Genomic DNA, 16945 nt, shown 5'->3' on the forward strand with positions numbered 1-16945 from the left:
TTGGAGAGTATGAAGGAGCGATGATGAGGAAGCGTTCAATCGTATTGCTGGGCTTGCTGGTTTCTATTGCTTGCACGGCGAGAACCAACCCCTCTCCTCAGGAACAAGTCGAGATGAACAAGCATCTCAGGTCTGCCAAACACGCTGGTGCGCAGCCAGTGGTCAATCCCCGCAAGGAGATTGACAAAAAATCTGCGCAAAGCAAGTCACTGTGACATTGCCAAAGTACACTGTATTCCCTGCGGTGTTACTGCGACAATTAGCGGTTTCGTGTGTATCCTCTCACTTCAACCACGCGCAAGCGTGGTTCTTTTTTGCCTGTAGAGGACGTGAAAGCTATTTCAAACGGATCACATCCAGCACGCCTGCTTTCATGTCTGGCACTAACAGATGGTGGTCATCCTGGCTGAGCGCGATATCTGCTGCCGATTGATAGCCGTCTTTCAGCAATACTGCTTTGTTATTGTCTACACGGTAAACTTTGCCGTTTTTCCAGTCGCTGACATAAATGGTACCGTTCGCCTGCCTGACAATGCCATCACCGCCACCAAAGCCGCTGGCGACTTCTTGCAGGCGTTTACCGGCGACATCATAGTTGTAAAGCACGCCAGAGGTGAAATCCACAATCAGCAGGTGCTCACCTTTGGCATCCGCTAACAAGCCATTTGGAGCCAATACGCGAGGGTCGGCTTTACCATCAATGACCAGGCTGAGTTTGCGTTGCGGCGTGATTTTATAAATGGCGCCGCCTTTGCCAGTGCCCATGATATCGCCACTGTCACTGACATACAGATTGCCGTTTGCATCTGCGGCCAGGTCATTCAAGAATTGCGGCACTTGCGGAAACTCGGTCGCAGCGATATATACCTCGGCTTTCGCCGGGGCTTGATTGAGTGGCACACGCCAGATCCGGCTTTTATCGGCCACAAACAAATCATTACCGATAATCGTTAATCCTTTTGGGTCATCCAGGCCTTGCACAAGTACGCTGGCTTTGCCGTGATCAATGACGCGGATCTGGCCGTCGCCATCCTTGCCAAATTCATTGATCTCGGACACATAGAGTTTGCCATCGGCTGCCTGAACCACTGATTCCGGTGTCAGCAAGCCATTGACTGGGTCCAGCCCGTGCGCCTGGCTTTGGCTGCTCAACGTAAGCAACGCTGCGGTAATGACGCTGGAAATAAGACGTTTACGATAAGCCGACAACATAATTGCTCCTAGAAAAATAGTTTTGGTTGTGAGAGGGTATTAATGCTGGTGCACAAAGCTTCAAAGGTTTGTACAGGCGCCTGCTCAAGGGATTGCTGGAACACCGGGTTTTTCTGTAATTGTTGAATCACCTGGTCAAACGCTTGCTGATATGATTTATTGGCAGAGTTCTCCACGTTATAAGTGATCCAGCCGCGTGACTGACCCTCACCCTTGACTGTCATCAGCGGTTTACCCAATGCGCTGTCTGCCGAAGCATGGGTAAATACCCTGGCGGTGATTTCAGTGTGGAAAACGCCCATTTGCGGGTTGTAAAACATATTTGGTTCAATCACCACCAAGGCCTGGCCTTTGGCTTCTGCCTCGCAGCCGGATGTGCTGTAATGCTGTTTTTCAAAGCTAGACAAGCCTGCTTTTTCAGCCGCTTCGCCACGGTTATGCCAGTAATTTGCATAGGGGTGTAATAAACGTACCGGATGCTGGTAAAAAGTCTCTGGCACCTGTATCACCAGCGATGGCGGGCCTGCGTGGCCGATACTGAGCCAGCTGACACACAGCAGGCTGCCTACAGACATTAGAATGCGTTTCATATATTGCTCCTGTCATACCGGCCTTGAATGGCCGGTCTATTCAATTTTCTGGCATCACTGCTTTGTGGGCGCTATGGGTGCGATAGCATTTTCACTACGCACACGATAAATCCAGCAAGTGAGATCATCACTGACATACAGCCACCCATCAGCGCCGACAATCACATCGACCGGCCTTCCCCATGCCTGGTTGTTTTGCAACCAGCCTTCAATAAATGGGACGCTCTCAACCGGTTGATGGTTCCTGAATTTTACACGCTGCAAGGCATATCCGCTTGCTTGTTGTCGATTCCATGAACCGTGCAACGCAACAATGGCATCCTGCCGGATGGTTTCAGGCAAACGGCTACCATGCAAAAACGTCAATCCTATGGGCGTGCTGTGTGCTGGCAGGGTCAGGGCAGGGGGTTGCGCCTGCTTGCAGATATCGGCTTCACCCGTAAAGTTGGGGTCCTGGAACAGGTGCGCAGGCTGCTTGGGATCTGCCCAGCAATATGGCCAGCCATAGTGTTTGCCGGGTGTGATCAGGTTGAGATGTTCAGGTGGCAGATCATCATTGGCGGGGCCGTTTTTAGTGGCACTGCGATTATCTGTCCCATTGTTGGTCGCAAACAGCTCACCACTTTGCGGGTGCCAGGCAAAGCCCTGAGTATTACGCAAACCGGTAGCCCAGATAGCGCCTTGTGCATGGCGGCCAAGCGTCAGTAACGCACCCGCAGGCCGGCCATCGGCGCTAAAGCGTAGCAAGGTGGCGCGTAAGGGGTTGCTCTCAACACACACATTGCAGCTGGAGCCTACATTGACGTAAATAAAGCCATCCGGAGACACTTTTACCGTTTTGAAACTGTGCCCGCCATCCGGTAAATTGCGGATGAAAGGCTGCGGCGCACCCCAGCCATTGCCTTGTTTGGGTAATTTGACCACGCCAGTCTGTTCAGCAACCAGCAAGTCGTCTCCAAGCAATGCCATGCCATGCGGCGCATTCAGCCCTTGCGCAATCAACTCAACTTCGCCTTGCTGGCTAAGCCGGATGACGCGGCCCTGATCGGACAAACTGACCAGTAGCCGGCCTTGTTTATCCAGCGCCAGTATGCGTGGCGAGCCCCATTTACTCACATCGCTGAATAGCTCGATTGTCAGCCCGGTGGGCAGCTTCAATCTAGAGAGTGCTTGCTCGACTTGCTGATTTTGCGCGGCGGCACTCTCACTGAAGGCAATACACAATCCCAGGATGGTGATTAAGAGATATCTGGGCAGGCGAAAAATAACAACTGGATTAGCCATTTAAGTGAGTGCATCGGCCCAGATGTTTTGCGCCCAGGCTTGTGCATAGTCGCCTTCCTGCACAGTGGCTTTGGCTGACACGCCGCCGCCTTCGGCCGAGACCATGGATTTTTTTGCCGGGTCATAGCGATAGACATTGGCTACATGCATGGCTTGTTTATCATCGACAAAGCTGTAACAGGTGTTAGCGAATACCGGCAATGGATTTGGCGGATTACCTGACTGCAAATCCATGATGGCGGCTGCGCAGACCTTGGCCTGCGAGGTCGCCATATGTGCAGATTTTGGCAAACCGGCCGAAATACTGTCACCAATAATATGCACATCGGGATTGAGGGTAGAAGCGTAGGTCACAAAGTCTACTTCGCACCAGTGCTGGTCAACATTGGCAAGCCCTGCAGACTGCGCGACTTTGCCAGCCAGTTGTGGCGGAATCACATTCAGCACTGAGGCTTTGACCGTTTCAAAATCCGTTTTAATGGTGTAACTGGCGGTGTCTAGTTGCAGGATCTCACTATTGTTGTGGTATTCAATAATGCCCTGGTAATCCCCCTGAAAACTCTGCAGGAACAAGCCCTTTTTGGAAGTGATATCTGCGTTGGCATCGAGGATAATCACTTTGCTGCGTGGTTTATGCTGCTTGAAATAATGCGCCACCTGGCAGGCGCGTTCATAAGGGCCGGGCGGGCAGCGGTAGGGCGCTTTGGGGATAGTCATGACAAACACGCCACCGTCAGGCATGCTTTCCAGTTGCTGCCTCAGTTGCAGCGTTTGCTTGCCCGCTTTCCAGGCATGCGGAATGTCGTCAACCGGCTTGGACATGCCCACAATCCGGCTGTAATCAAAGTCGACTCCGGGTGCCAGAATCAACCGGTCATAAGCGACTTTGCCACGTGCCAGTGTCACCTGTTTAGCTACGGGGTCTATCGCTGTCACGGTATCCTGTATCCATTGCAACTGATGCTGTTTACGCGACAGCGCATAAGAAAAACTCAGTTCATCCAGCGTCCGGCTGCCACCTAATACGAGGTTGCTTTGCGGGCAGGAAATAAATTGTGGGTTAGGCTCTATCACGGTGACCTTGATATTACCTGCACTCCATTCACGCAGATATTTGGCGGCAGCCAGCCCGGCAAACCCAGCGCCTACGACGACGACATGGCCCAGCGGCGGGCGACTGGCGCGTGCGTAGGCCGGCATGCCATAAAAGGCAAGACCGCCATAAATGACAGAGCGAACAAACTGCCTGCGGGAATGGGTTTCATGCATGGACGGGGCGTTTCTGGACATTATTGTTCCCCCAGAAAAGATTGTTGCGGCGCTCGTGCTGGCGTAACCCTTGGCAGCGCAGCGAAGTAACCCGCCAGTGCCGTGATCTCATCATCCGTCAGCCCTTTGGCATGGTGATGCATCACTGTAGAAGAAAGGGTGCCGGTTTTAAATCCCTGCATGCGCTGGACAAAATAGGCTTTATTCAACGCCGCTAGCGTAGGTGTGCCGCCCAGGCTATTGCCCTGGGGGCCATGGCAGGCTGCGCAAGAGGCTGCCAGGGTAGTCAGTGCCTGGGAAGCGTTTTCTTGTGCATCAAGTGGCACTGCCCACTGTAAACAGCATGCCAACGCAAGACTCATATGCAAACGTTTCATCATTCCCCCAGGGTGCAACTTTAATCGTTGTGATGTCGTGGATTATTCTTGAAACAACACCTGCCGTGCGTGACACAAGTTACATTGATAGGCATATATAGTCTGCCATGACTGCAGGATTATTGCTAAAGAAAACGCAGATGCAACGCTAGTTTGGCTTTCTGTATTGTTATTCGCTGATAACCGCGTATTTAATCAGTGCATGTCTGGCAGGCTTAGATGCAAAAAACGGCCATGCAACACATGACCGTTTTTTGGTGTAATCGTTGCTAGTTGCAGACGATTAAAAACATTTTTCTTCCTTACAGCCATCATCCTTGGTGCCCAGTTCAGTCAATAAATCGACCATAGGCTGGTTGTGCTCTTCCCTGAAAAAACGGATCAGAGACACATCGCCCTTGAGCTTTTTATTCACATCCACACCTACCGAGGCCAGGTATTTCATCAACGGCGCATCATTAATGAACGCAGCCATATGAAACGCGGTGTTATTGCTGGCAGGGTGAACATAGTCTTTATCGGCACCTTTAGCGATCAGGTATTTCACGACATCCATACGGCCTTTGGAAGCAGCCATTTGCAGTGGCTCCCAGGCAAAGAATTTCTGGTTAACCAACGCCGGGTCAGCCTCAATGAATTTTTTCACTACTTTGAGGTTACCACCAGTGATCGCCTCAGTGAATTCCATATAGTCTTCGTCTGTCAGTGCGAATGCCTGTAGCGAAAATGACAGTGCGACCAAGGCCAGTAAACATTTAATTGATTTCATAATTTCTCCAAACACCTGATTTTCATTTTTTAAAATTAACTACTTTGCTTTATTACTTTTGTTTTATTACGTAAGCCCAAACCTACTTAAGCAACAAACTTGCGTGCATTACGGAACATGCGCATCCATGGACCATCTTCCTGCCAATCGTCCGGATGCCAGGAGTACTGCACGGTTCTGAATACGCGCTCCGGATGCGGCATCATAATGCTGAAACGCCCGTCTGGTGTGGTAAATCCGGTCAATCCCTGGGCTGAACCATTGGGGTTAAACGGATAGACTTCCGTTGGCGTTGACGCATGGTCAACAAACCGCACGGTGGCCAGTTGTTGTTTTAGCACATTTGAGACAGCGTTGGCATCAGGAAATTCCGTAAATCCTTCACCATGGGCCACGGCGATCGGCATACGACTGCCAGCCATTCCGTTAAAGAAGATAGAAGGCGAACTTAATACCTCGACCAATGAGACGCGCGCTTCAAACTGTTCTGACTTGTTGCGCACAAAATGCGGCCACTGCTCAGCGCCAGGGATGATGCTGTGCAGGTTGCTCATCATCTGGCAGCCGTTACACACGCCCAGGGCAAAAGTGTCGGTACGGTTAAAGAAGCCGCTGAATTCATCACGTGCACGGCTGTTGAACAGGATGGACTTGGCCCAGCCTTCACCGGCGCCGAGTACGTCACCATAAGAGAAGCCGCCACAGGCGACCAGGCCGGCAAAATCACTGAGTGACACGCGGCCACTGATGACGTCGCTCATATGCACATCGACACTGTTAAACCCGGCACGGTCAAATGCGGCAGCCATTTCGGTCTGGCCATTGACGCCTTGCTCACGCAAGATCGCCATGTTCGGCCGTTTGCCTGTGTTGATATAAGGCGCGGCGATATTGTCGTTGAGGTCAAACGTCAAATGTGCGTGCAGGCCGATATCATCGGCATTCAGGATGCGGTCGTATTCCTGTTGTGCACACACAGGGTTGTCACGCAGGCTTTGCATACGGAACGTGGTTTCTGACCACATACGATGCAGTTCTATGCGGGAGGCCTGGTAGCGTGTAGCGCCATGCGTGATCAGGATTTCGTGACCATTATTCACTGTGCCAATGCGGTGTACACAAGTGCCAAGTGATTGTTGCAGACTGTCCGCAATCGCTGCTGCTTCGGCGGCACGGACTTGCACGACTGCACCCAACTCTTCATTAAACAATACGCTGGCACTATCGCCCGCCAGCTTGCTTAAATCGACCGTCAAACCACAATGGCCGGCAAAAGCCATTTCTGCCAGTGTGGCAAACAGGCCGCCATCAGAACGGTCATGGTAAGCCAGCAGTTTGCTGTCGCTGTTCAATTGCTGGATTGCCGTAAAAAACGCTTTCAGCTGTGATGGTTGATCCACGTCCGGCACGGTGTCGCCCAACTGGCTATACACTTGCGCCAAGGAAGAGCCACCCATACGGTTCTTGCCATTGCCAAGGTCTATCAGTATCAACTCAGTGTCGCCCAGGTCGGTACGCAATTGCGGTGTCAAGGTTTTACGCACATCCAGCGTATTGGCAAAGGCTGAAATCACCAGTGAGATAGGCGATGTCACGGCCTTGTTCTGGCCGTTATCATTCCATACCGTCTTCATGCTCATGGAATCTTTACCGACCGGGATGCTGATACCCAATGCCGGGCAGATTTCCATGCCGACGGTTTTCACCGTTTCATACAAGGCAGCATCTTCGCCCGGGTGTCCCGCAGGCGCCATCCAGTTGGCTGACAGTTTCAGGTTGCCGATTTCGCTGATCGAAGCGGCGGCGATATTGGTAATCGCTTCACCAATCGCCATACGGCCGGAAGCCGGTGCATCAAGCAAGGCCAGCGGTGCTTTTTCACCAATGGCAAATGCTTCACCGCTGTTGGTTTCAAAACCGGCAGCGGTCACTGCCACATTGCTGACCGGCACCTGCCATGGGCCTACCATCTGGTCGCGGGCAATCAGGCCTGTGACGGTACGGTCACCAATGGTGATCAAAAAGGTTTTATCGGCCACGCCCGGTAAGCGCAGTACGCGGGCAACTGCGTCTTTTAAATCGATTTTGCTGGTATCAAATGCGGTCAATGATTTTTTCACTGATTTCACATCACGCAACATTTTTGGTGGCTTGCCTAGCAAGACGGATAAATCCATATCCACCGGTTTGTTGGCGAAATGGCTGTCTTCTACCGCCAGGTGACGCTCGGCAGTGGCAATGCCGACGACTGCAAACGGGCAACGTTCACGGGCACAGATTTCTTCAAACAATGGCAATTGGTCCTGGGTCACGGCCAGTACATACCGTTCCTGTGCTTCGTTGCTCCACAATTCGCGCGGCGCCATGCCAGGCTCTTCATTGTGCACATCGCGTAATTGGAAAATTGCGCCGACTTTGGCGTCGTTGACCAGTTCCGGGAAGGCGTTGGAAATACCACCAGCGCCGACATCATGAATGCTCAGGATAGGGTTTTTATCCGCCATCTGCCAGCAGCGATCGATCACCTCCTGCGCACGGCGTTGCAATTCAGGGTTGCCACGTTGCACGGAGTCAAAATCGAGGTTTTCAGTGTTGGCGCCTGTATCCATGCTGGAAGCGGCGCCGCCGCCCAGACCAATCAACATGGCAGGTCCGCCAAGCTGGATCAAGGCCGCGCCATCAGGAATCGGGTTTTTATGGCTATGGCTGCTGGAGATATTGCCAACACCACCTGCCAGCATGATGGGTTTATGATAGCCCCGCACCTCAGCTTGGCCGTTGGCATCTTTGGCTTCCAGCTCAAAGGTACGGAAATAACCGGCAATGTTAGGGCGGCCGAATTCGTTGTTGTAGGCTGCGCCGCCTAGTGGACCATCTATCATGATCTGCAATGGGCTGGCGATACGGCCTGGTTTGCCATAGTTCGATTGCTTATAGTAATTTTCCCAGGGCTGCTCAAAGTCAGGCAGGTTGAGGTTGGAAACTGAAAAACCCGCCAGGCCTGCTTTTGGTTTAGAGCCAATGCCCGTTGCGCCTTCATCACGGATTTCGCCACCCGCGCCAGTCGCGGCACCGGCAAACGGTGAGATCGCGGTCGGGTGGTTATGTGTTTCTACCTTCATCAGGTAGTGCATGTCGTCTTCGACAAACTGGTAGCTTTGATCGGCAGCAGGGTAAAAACGTTTGGTTTTCTGGCCTTGCACAATCGAGCTGTTATCCGAGTAAGCGACCACGGTGGTGCCGGGATTCAGTTTGTGCGTGTTGCGTATCATGTTGAACAGCGATAATTCTTGCTGCACGCCGTCTATCACCCAGTCGGCATTAAATATTTTGTGGCGACAGTGCTCGGAGTTGGCCTGGGCAAACATCATCAACTCGACATCGGTCGGGTTGCGGCCCATTTTGCGGTAATTTTCCAGCAGATAATCCACTTCGTCCGGTGAAAGTGCCAGGCCCATGTCATTGTTGGCAGCGTCCAGAGCGGCTTTGCCACCGGCCAGGATATCAATGCTAGACAGGGGTTTCGGGTCTGCATGGTGATACAGTTTTTCGGCATCGGCCACGCTGTACACCACGGTTTCTGTCATGCGGTCCTGTATCGCAGCGCGCAAGGCCTGCTTTTCAGTATCATTTAGTGACTGGCCATTGTGCGTAGTCACGTAATACGCGATGCCGCGCTCCAGGCGCAATAGCTGTACGCCACAGTTATGTGCAATATCCGTCGCCCGTGAAGCCCATGGCGAAATCGTACCTATGCGCGGAATCACCAGCAACAACTCGCCATTGGCCGATTCAAGCTCGGTTTTCGGGCCGTAGGTCAGGATCTGTTGCAGGGTATTTTGGTCTGCAGCGCTTAATACACTGTCGCTAAACGCAAAATGCACGAATTCCGTATAGATATGCGCAATGTTAGGGGCGCTGACTTTCAGGGTGCTGTAGAGTTTATCGAGACGGAACTGGGAGAGGGCGGCACTGCCGCGCAGGCTTAAAAATTGCGCTTTACTGGACATGAGGCGATTGGATTTTTCAGTGAAAATACAAGCCGGTATTTTAGCAGAAAGCGGGCAGTCCCGCAGTCACAAAGTAGTCGTTTAAATAAAAACAGCAACCCGCCGGTTGCTGTTAAATGCTCTAAAGGTAAGCAAGCCGTTCTAATCTTTAATCGGTTTCGCTCATTTTTTCCTGTTTCTCTAGTGTTCTTCTATTTCAGCTAGTCTTTACCGATTTCATAGACTTCTTCTTCGGTCTCACCGATGGCGCCAGTCACTGCATTCACTTCCACTTCGATCTCTTTGCCATTGGCCTGCTTGATGTCGAATTCATATACAGGGCTGCCATTTTCCAACTCATATTCAATACTTTCAATCTCGCCCGGGTATTTACTCAGCACTGTTTTCTTTGCTTGTTCCAGGGTGATTTTGGCTTTGGATTTGAATTCTTCGTTGTTTGGGTCTACGTCAATTTCTTCTTCATAGACTTTGCCGGTTTTGGCGTCGCATTCGACTTCCCACTCTTTGCCATCCGCGCCAACGATATCAAATTCATAGACGGCACCACGGCCTTTTTCGATTTCAGCTTCCAGCGACACTACTTTGCCGGGGTGTTTGGCCAGGGCGGCTTTCATGCACCGTTCCATTGGGCCTTTATGGGTTTCCTTGGCTGCAAATGCTGACACACTGAATAGCGCTGCAAGGGTGACTACCAATATTTTTTTATTCATGACAGCAATCTCCTGTTGTTTGATAAGGTGAAACATTCACTTGCAAGGAGAGTATATATTTTGGATGGTTTATTGGTTAATCAATATCGCGATAAGTAAATGGCGGTGCTGTTTTCCCTGAATAAATGTGGTTTTTTTGCAGATTTAATAGCCGAGTGCGCGCGCGGCCTGATAGAAGGCAAAGCTGATCAGCCATGCCAGGCCTAAGGACCACGCCAGTGATAGCCACATAAAGGCCCTGCTCTTACTTTCTGAACGCAGTGTGGCGATGGTAGACAGGCAAGGCGTGTAGATCAGCGTGAACAGCATGAAACTCATTCCTTGTACCCAGTCGATATTGGCGGCGATCTGGTGGCTGAGGGCGTCGCCTTGCAAGCCATAAATCACGGCCAGCGAGCCAACCACGATTTCCTTGGCAACAAAACCGAATATCAGCGCGATTGCCAGGTGGTTATCAATGCCGATAGGGTCTAGCACCGGGGCAAAGAAGCGGCCTATACTGCCAGCCCAGGTCTCAGCACTGGCGGGCACCGCGGTGGTTGGCAGGTGGGTCAGTAACCACACCATTAACACGCCGATGACGATGAATTTAGTGGCGCGGAACAGGAAGTGCTTGACCTCTTGCCAGCCACGCAGCCAGATTTGATTGGGAGTGGGGAAACGGTAGGGCGGTAATTCCAGCACAAACGGTTCGCTGCTGGCAAATTTCTGTTTGAACAGCACCGCGGTCAGGAAGATAGTGAAAAAACTGACCATATACAATGAGAACAACGCCAGCGCAGCTTGCGAAGGCGGGAACAGGATGGCGATCATGAACAGGAAGACCTGTAAGCGCGCGGAGCACAATGACAGCGGAATCGTCAGCATGGTCAGCAAGCGCATCGGGCGGCTACGCATGACGCGGGTGCCCATCAGGGCGGGTACGTTACAGCCAAACCCCATCAGCACCATGACAAAGCCGCGTCCATCCAGGCCCATTTTTGCCATCAGTGTATCCATGAGGAAAGCAGCCCGCGACAGGTAGCCGCTATCTTCTACCATGCTCATGACCAGGAAGAACAGTACGATGATAGGCACAAACGCGGCCACTGTGCTCAAGCCGGTATACAGGCCATCGAGCAGTAATCCGTTCAACCAGGTCGGCAATCCGGCCAGTAATGGTTCGAGTGCTTCGCTGCGTAAAGTGTCAAACAACCAGGCAGTGGCTTCCTGTAATGGGGCGCCTATGGTGAAAATAAACTGGAACAACAGGAAGATCGCCAGGAAAAATAACGGTAAGCCTAACCATGGATGTAGCAAAACACGGTCAATGCGATCAGTAGTGGATGTGTTCAGCTGTAAGGGCATTTGCACAGCACGGTCAATAATGCGTTGCATTTCTTCCTCAACGGCATTGTCGGCCTGCAGTTTGCTGGCAATCAGTTGTGGGTCTACAGGTGCGGCATTCTTGTCGATGACGCTGGCGGCTAATTGCAATGCTTGCGGGCAGCCACTGCCGTATTTTGCACTGATGGTGAGCACTGGCATGCCCAATTGCTGGCTCATGGCCTGGGTATCTATGGTGATGCCGGCGCGTTTGGCTTCATCTTCCATATTCAGCAGTAACACAGTCGGCAAACCTAACGCGCGAAGTTGCAGCGCCAGTGACAGTTGCCTGTCGATCTGCGCGCTATTGAGTATGATCAGCGCCAGGTCCACCGGGTGATGGCTCAGAAAATGACGGACCACTTCTTCATCATCAGAAAAGCCGTGCAGGTCATACAGGCCAGGTAAATCCACCAGTTCGGCAATATGGCCGCCGAGCAGTATTTTGGCACTCAGCAGGTCTACTGTCATGCCTGGCCAGTTGCCGACGCGGGCCGAGGCGCCACTCAGGCGGTTGAACAGCGTGGATTTGCCCGTATTGGGCATGCCGAGTAAAGCAACACGTTTCATGCGGATATGGATTCTGAGTCAGTGAGTGGGGTGTGCAGATGTATCGCTTGCGCATCTTGCAGGCGAATCACGACATCTGTAGAACCGATGCGGATATGCAATGGGCCGTTGAAAGCTGCCTGTCTAACGACTTGCACCTGTTTGCCAGGGCGGAAGCCCAGCGCATTCAGGCGTTGTACCAGGGCCTGTTCTGCCTGTATGCCATCGATAATCGCTGACTCACCGGGTTTAAGTGCATTGAGTTGCATGGATACGGGGAAAAGCTGCAAATGAGAACAATTCTTGATTTTATCGCAGAAACTGCAGGCGAGGAAAACTTAAATGGCAAATAAGCGAATGCTAGCGCTGAATGTTAAAAAAGCCAGCAGCTGCTGGCTTTTTAATTCACTACTCAGATTGCTCAGGAGTTGGTGCTGGAATTAAGGTGTTTTTTTCTCAACGCCAGTCACTTCAATCTTGGCTTTATCTTTCAGGCTCAGCATGAATTTTTCCAGCTTGCGTTGCTGAATCGTACGCTCAATGCCATCTTTCACTTTATCGTAAGGTGGCACTTGTAATGCACGAGTGTCTACCAGTTTGATGATGTGCCAGCCGAATTGTGATTGCACTGGCTCAGGCGTTGTTTCACCTTTTTTCAGGCTCAGCAAAGCATCAGCAAATGGTTTTACCATGCCAGCTGGTGAGAACCAGCCCAGGTCACCACCTTTGTCTTTAGAGCCAGGGTCCAGTGATTTCTCTTTAGCGATCTTGGCAAAGTCAGTGCCTTTTTTCAGGTCAGCAACAATCGCTTTCGCTTCAACATCGGTTTTTACCAGGATGTGGCGTGCATTGTATTCTTTGTCGCCCAGTTCTTTTTTGTATTGCTCGTAGCCTTCTTTTTTCTCGGCTTCAGTCACTGGGTTTTTTCTGATGAAATCAGCCAGGAAAGCGTTGACCAGTAATTTGCGGCGGGCAAGTTCTTCGCTGGCGACAAAGTCAGGCTGTTTATCGATACCTGCTTTTTGCGCTTCCTGATAAGCCAGTTCAGAGCCTACCAGTTCATTCACAACAGCGGCTTTCATGCCATCGTTGGCTTTTTGGCCAGTACGGGCTTCAGCATCCCTTAAGATGAACTCAACCCAGGTTTTCTTGATTGGCTTGCCGTTAACGGTCGCAATCGCATCAGCATCAGCTGCATAAGCATGTGGCAACGCACTGAAGCATGCAATCGCCAACATCATTTTCAAAAATTTCATGCAATATCCTTAAAAAACGAAATGGTGCAATATTAAAAAATAGAATTGTTTCAATCAGATGACTCATCAGAAGATAATGCGTTGATACTAAGCGCGTGTATGCGATGAGGCATCAAGTCATGCAAGCATTGGTATACCATGCGATGGCGCATTATCTGCGATTTTCCTGAAAATAGCGAGCTTTTTACCGTGATGGTGAAATGCCCGCCGCCCGTGTTTCCTGCGTGTCCTTGATGCAAAGCACTGTCGTCTTGAATGTCCAGTTGTTCAGGGTTTAGGGCTTGCAAGCGCTGCGTAATTTCGGTTCGCAGCATTTTATGGCAACGTCTTGCGGAAAGGGTTCACAGAAACTTTGCCGTAGACACCTGCGTGTACGAACGGGTCATTATTCGCCCACTCGGTGGCGGCTTGTAAAGAATCAAATTCTGCCACGATCAGGCTGCCGCTGTAGCCGGCTTCACCCGGGTCTACATTGTCGATGGCGGGTAAGGGGCCGGCCAATATCAAGCGGCCTTGTGTTTGCAATTGTTGCAGGCGTTCAAGGTGTGCAGGCCGGTGCTGCAAGCGTAATGGCAAGCTGTTGGCGGTATCCTGCGCGTAAATCATATATAACATAAGGTCATTCCATTGGTTGAATCAGGCAAAACGCAGTTTTAATGCGCACATCCGTCATGAAGCAAATTTCCTGAAGGAAAGTGATAGTCCTGTCACGCCGGAGGTGTGTGCTCTATCCAGTAATCTTTTAATACAAAGACCTGACTGATAATAAAAACGAACATCAGGCTGGTTGTGCCAAACAGTTTGAAGTTGACCCAGTCTTCTTCAGTATAGTGAAACGCCACATACAGATTTAAACTGCCCAGCCCGATTAAAAAGAGGACCCAGCACAGGTTTAGCTTATCCCACACACTGGCTGGCGGCGCTATGATTTTGCCAAACATGCGTGCGATCAGGTTATTCTGGAACACGTAGCGGCTGAATAACAGTGCCAATGCACCTATCCAGTAAATCACGGTCGGCTTCCACATGATGTAGGTTTTGTCGTGTAATAACAAGGTGATACCGCCTAGGATTGTAATCACGGCACCATTGATCATCAGCATCTTGTCGATTTTGCCGCGTTTGATCCAGACGATGAGCATGAGTACCAGCGTGCTGATGATAGCGACTGAGGTGGCCACGAAGATCCCGGCTTTTTTGTAGGCGATAAAAAAGAGGATGACGGGTAATAAATCGATAATGACTTGCATGAGGGGATCAGTGACTGAATTCCTGCTATCTGTGAGGGCACTATTTTGCTATGATTTCTGTCGAAATGTAAAGTTCGTTTCCTGATTGCTCAGGCAAGTGACTTCCCATCCACTCACCGAATTGCCATTATCCATCCACCATGACAGTCCCTATTGACCTCCATTGCCACTCTACCATGTCAGATGGCTTGCTCACGCCTGAGGAACTGGTGGCGCATGCAGCCAGCAAGGGCGTGCGTGTGCTGGCATTGACCGATCACGATGAAGTCAGCGGCCTGGCGCGTGCGAGGGCCGCGGCTGAACAGCATGGCATTCATTTTATTGATGGTGTGGAAATATCGGCCACCTGGAGAAAACGCACCTTGCACATTGTCGGCTTGCGCGTGAATCCCAATCATCCACCGTTGCTGGAAGCCTTTGCCAAAGTGCGCGAAGGGCGTGACTCGCGCGCGCGGCAGATTGCAGAAGGGTTGGCCAAGGCTGGCATTGCCGATGCTTATGAAGGTGCCAGGGCGATCGCCGGTAATAGTGTGATGACACGCAGTCATTTTGCCCAGTTTCTGGTGAAACAGGGCCATGCCAAAAATATTAAATCGGTATTTAAAAAATATATGGTCAAGGGCAAGCCCGGCTATGTGAATTATGAATGGATGAGCCTGGAGGAGGCACTGACCCTGATTAAAGACAGTGGCGGTGTCGCGGTGCTGGCACATCCCGGGCGCTATGATCTGGGGTTCGTCAATCTGCATTTGTTATTGAATGAGTTCAGGGATCAGGGCGGCGTGGCACTGGAAGTGGTCACCGGTAGTCATCAGCCACCGCAATATGTGCAGTTTGCCAAATTGGCGCACAGTTTTGACCTGAAAGCTTCGCAAGGCTCTGATTATCATGGGCCAGGGTTGTCTTATATGGAAATGGGACGCTTGCCAGATTTACCCCTTGGCTGCGTCCCTGTGTGGCAAGATTGGCCGGAAGCCAGTGTGTTGCAATAATCAGTCATGGCTCAATACTTTATTATTCACGCGGAAAACCCGCAGGCGAGATTGATACAGCAGGCCGCCCAGTTGATCCAGCAGGGCGGGGTGGTCGCTTGCCCGACTGATTCCAGTTACGCGCTGGTCTGTTCCATGGAATATAAAGAGGCGCAAACACGTATCCGGCGCTTACGTGGCGTGGATGATGAGCATCCATTCACGTTGATTTGCCGTGACCTGGCAGAGATTGGTACTTATGCCAAAGTGAACAACAGCCAGTTCCGCTTGTTGAAGGCACTGACGCCAGGCGCTTATACCTTTTTGCTGGAAGCCAGTCGCGAAGTACCCAGGCGCCTGCAACATCCCAAACGCAGCACTATCGGTTTGCGGGTACCCAAACATATTGTGGTGCAAGCCTTGCTGGAAGCGCTGGATATACCGCTGCTGAGCATGACGCTGCAATTGCCGGGTGATGAGGTGCCTATGTCTGTCGGCTGGGAGATCCGTGAAACCCTGGAGCACCAGGTCGATGCCGTGATTGACAGTGACATCGTGCATGTAGGCGCGACTACCGTGCTGGATTTGACCCAAGACCCGCCCGAGCTGGTGCGTGCCGGCGTCGCTCCCTGGCCTTAATGGAGGTCAGGAAATTAAAGTGGAATTAGAAAGCAAATGGAATTAACCGCTATACAAAAAATCGCAGCTTATGCCTTACCCATTTTGTTTGCGATCACAGTGCATGAAGCCGCGCATGGTTATGCGGCCAAGTATTTTGGTGATCTGACAGCCGAGCGCATGGGACGGATCACGCTGAATCCGTTCAAGCACATAGACCCCATCGGGACCATATTGTTGCCTGCCTTAAGTGTGCTGCTAGGTGGCGTGTTGTTTGGCTGGGCGAAACCGGTGCCGGTCAATTTTGCTAATTTGCGTCGCCCAAAGAAAGACATGTTGTGGGTCGCATTGGCTGGGCCTGCCTCTAATTTTGTGATGGCCATAGGCTGGGGGCTGATACTGGCGAGGATTGAATTGTTTCCGCATTCCGCACAGGATTTTCTGGCGCAGATGAGTATTGCCGGTATCCAGATCAACCTGGTGCTGATGGTGCTGAACTTATTGCCATTGCCGCCACTGGATGGCGGCCGGGTCGCCGTCAGCCTGTTGCCCATGAAAGCGGCGATTGCCTTTTCGCGTATTGAGCGTTATGGCATGCTAATTTTAATTGCGCTGTTATTCACCGGCATATTAAGCATGATTCTTTCGCCGGCGTTGCGGTTTTTCCAGCAGTTACTGACAGTGCTGGTGATGTGATTCGGCAGGGTCGTTACAA

18 protein-coding genes are annotated in these 16945 nt (G+C 51.4%); 4 read left to right on the plus strand and 14 right to left on the minus strand.

Annotated elements, in window-relative coordinates; translation table 11 throughout:
• The first annotated feature begins 20 nt into the window (after window positions 1-20).
• Window positions 21-215 carry a hypothetical protein gene (locus ACSSVF_RS08230; RefSeq protein WP_492402732.1) on the plus strand — a complete coding sequence of 65 codons (195 nt, stop codon included), beginning with the start codon at window positions 21-23 and terminating at the stop codon, window positions 213-215.
• Window positions 216-336: 121 nt separating this feature from the next.
• Here ACSSVF_RS08230 and ACSSVF_RS08235 read toward each other — a convergent pair whose 3' ends face one another.
• The 14 genes from ACSSVF_RS08235 to ACSSVF_RS08300 form a co-directional block, all read right to left on the minus strand.
• Complete coding sequence (locus tag ACSSVF_RS08235; RefSeq protein ID WP_492402734.1) at window positions 337-1212, minus strand: SMP-30/gluconolactonase/LRE family protein; 876 nt, start codon at window positions 1210-1212, stop codon at window positions 337-339.
• Between the two features lie 8 nt (window positions 1213-1220).
• Window positions 1221-1802, minus strand: a complete 582-nt coding sequence (locus ACSSVF_RS08240; RefSeq protein ID WP_492402736.1) for a hypothetical protein — start codon at window positions 1800-1802, stop codon at window positions 1221-1223.
• Between the two features lie 54 nt (window positions 1803-1856).
• Window positions 1857-3086 (minus strand): PQQ-dependent sugar dehydrogenase, encoded by a 1230-nt coding sequence (locus ACSSVF_RS08245; RefSeq protein WP_492402738.1) that lies wholly within the window; start codon window positions 3084-3086, stop codon window positions 1857-1859.
• Entirely contained in the window at window positions 3087-4376 is a 1290-nt protein-coding gene (locus ACSSVF_RS08250; RefSeq protein WP_492402739.1) for an FCSD flavin-binding domain-containing protein, read from the minus strand.
• Window positions 4376-4717 carry a c-type cytochrome gene (locus ACSSVF_RS08255; RefSeq protein ID WP_492402740.1) on the minus strand — a complete coding sequence of 114 codons (342 nt, stop codon included), beginning with the start codon at window positions 4715-4717 and terminating at the stop codon, window positions 4376-4378. Before ACSSVF_RS08255 ends, ACSSVF_RS08250 begins: the two co-directional genes overlap by 1 nt.
• 298 nt (window positions 4718-5015) lie before the next feature.
• On the minus strand, window positions 5016-5501 hold the full coding sequence (locus ACSSVF_RS08260; protein WP_442584325.1) for an ankyrin repeat domain-containing protein: 486 nt from the start codon (window positions 5499-5501) through the stop codon (window positions 5016-5018).
• Window positions 5502-5587: 86 nt separating this feature from the next.
• The gene (gene purL / locus ACSSVF_RS08265) at window positions 5588-9511 is read right to left on the minus strand and encodes a phosphoribosylformylglycinamidine synthase (RefSeq protein ID WP_492402742.1); all 3924 of its coding nucleotides are present in this window, start codon (window positions 9509-9511) and stop codon (window positions 5588-5590) included.
• A gap of 200 nt (window positions 9512-9711) precedes the next feature.
• Window positions 9712-10221, minus strand: coding sequence for a PepSY domain-containing protein (locus ACSSVF_RS08270; RefSeq protein ID WP_492402744.1), 510 nt, complete (start codon window positions 10219-10221; stop codon window positions 9712-9714).
• Between the two features lie 144 nt (window positions 10222-10365).
• Window positions 10366-12156, minus strand: coding sequence for a ferrous iron transport protein B (feoB, locus tag ACSSVF_RS08275; protein ID WP_492402746.1), 1791 nt, complete (start codon window positions 12154-12156; stop codon window positions 10366-10368).
• A complete protein-coding gene (locus ACSSVF_RS08280; RefSeq protein WP_492402747.1) occupies window positions 12153-12425 on the minus strand; it encodes a FeoA family protein in 273 nt (90 codons plus the stop codon). The genes feoB and ACSSVF_RS08280 overlap by 4 nt, the downstream gene beginning before the upstream one ends.
• A 150-nt stretch (window positions 12426-12575) precedes the next feature.
• Window positions 12576-13391: a peptidylprolyl isomerase gene (locus ACSSVF_RS08285; RefSeq protein ID WP_492402749.1), complete on the minus strand. Its 816-nt coding sequence runs from the start codon at window positions 13389-13391 to the stop codon at window positions 12576-12578.
• A 50-nt stretch (window positions 13392-13441) separates the two neighbouring features.
• Complete coding sequence (locus tag ACSSVF_RS08290; RefSeq protein ID WP_492402751.1) at window positions 13442-13705, minus strand: BolA family protein; 264 nt, start codon at window positions 13703-13705, stop codon at window positions 13442-13444.
• Window position 13706: 1 nt separating this feature from the next.
• Window positions 13707-14006, minus strand: a complete 300-nt coding sequence (locus ACSSVF_RS08295) for a YciI family protein (protein ID WP_492402752.1) — start codon at window positions 14004-14006, stop codon at window positions 13707-13709.
• Between the two features lie 92 nt (window positions 14007-14098).
• A complete protein-coding gene (locus tag ACSSVF_RS08300; protein WP_492402754.1) occupies window positions 14099-14641 on the minus strand; it encodes a septation protein A in 543 nt (180 codons plus the stop codon).
• Between the two features lie 140 nt (window positions 14642-14781).
• On the opposite strand from ACSSVF_RS08300, the gene ACSSVF_RS08305 reads away from it, so the two are divergent.
• Genes ACSSVF_RS08305 through ACSSVF_RS08315 form a run of 3 tightly spaced genes read left to right on the plus strand, consistent with a single transcriptional unit; the run spans window position 14782 to window position 16926 of the window.
• Complete coding sequence (locus tag ACSSVF_RS08305; protein WP_492402755.1) at window positions 14782-15633, plus strand: 3',5'-nucleoside bisphosphate phosphatase; 852 nt, start codon at window positions 14782-14784, stop codon at window positions 15631-15633.
• Between the two features lie 6 nt (window positions 15634-15639).
• Window positions 15640-16251 (plus strand): L-threonylcarbamoyladenylate synthase, encoded by a 612-nt coding sequence (locus ACSSVF_RS08310; RefSeq protein WP_492402757.1) that lies wholly within the window; start codon window positions 15640-15642, stop codon window positions 16249-16251.
• A 36-nt stretch (window positions 16252-16287) separates the two neighbouring features.
• Window positions 16288-16926 (plus strand): site-2 protease family protein, encoded by a 639-nt coding sequence (locus tag ACSSVF_RS08315; RefSeq protein ID WP_492402759.1) that lies wholly within the window; start codon window positions 16288-16290, stop codon window positions 16924-16926.
• Window positions 16927-16945: the final 19 nt, after the last annotated feature.

Source organism: Methylophilus sp. E2MeOHC9 (genome assembly GCF_058744375.1).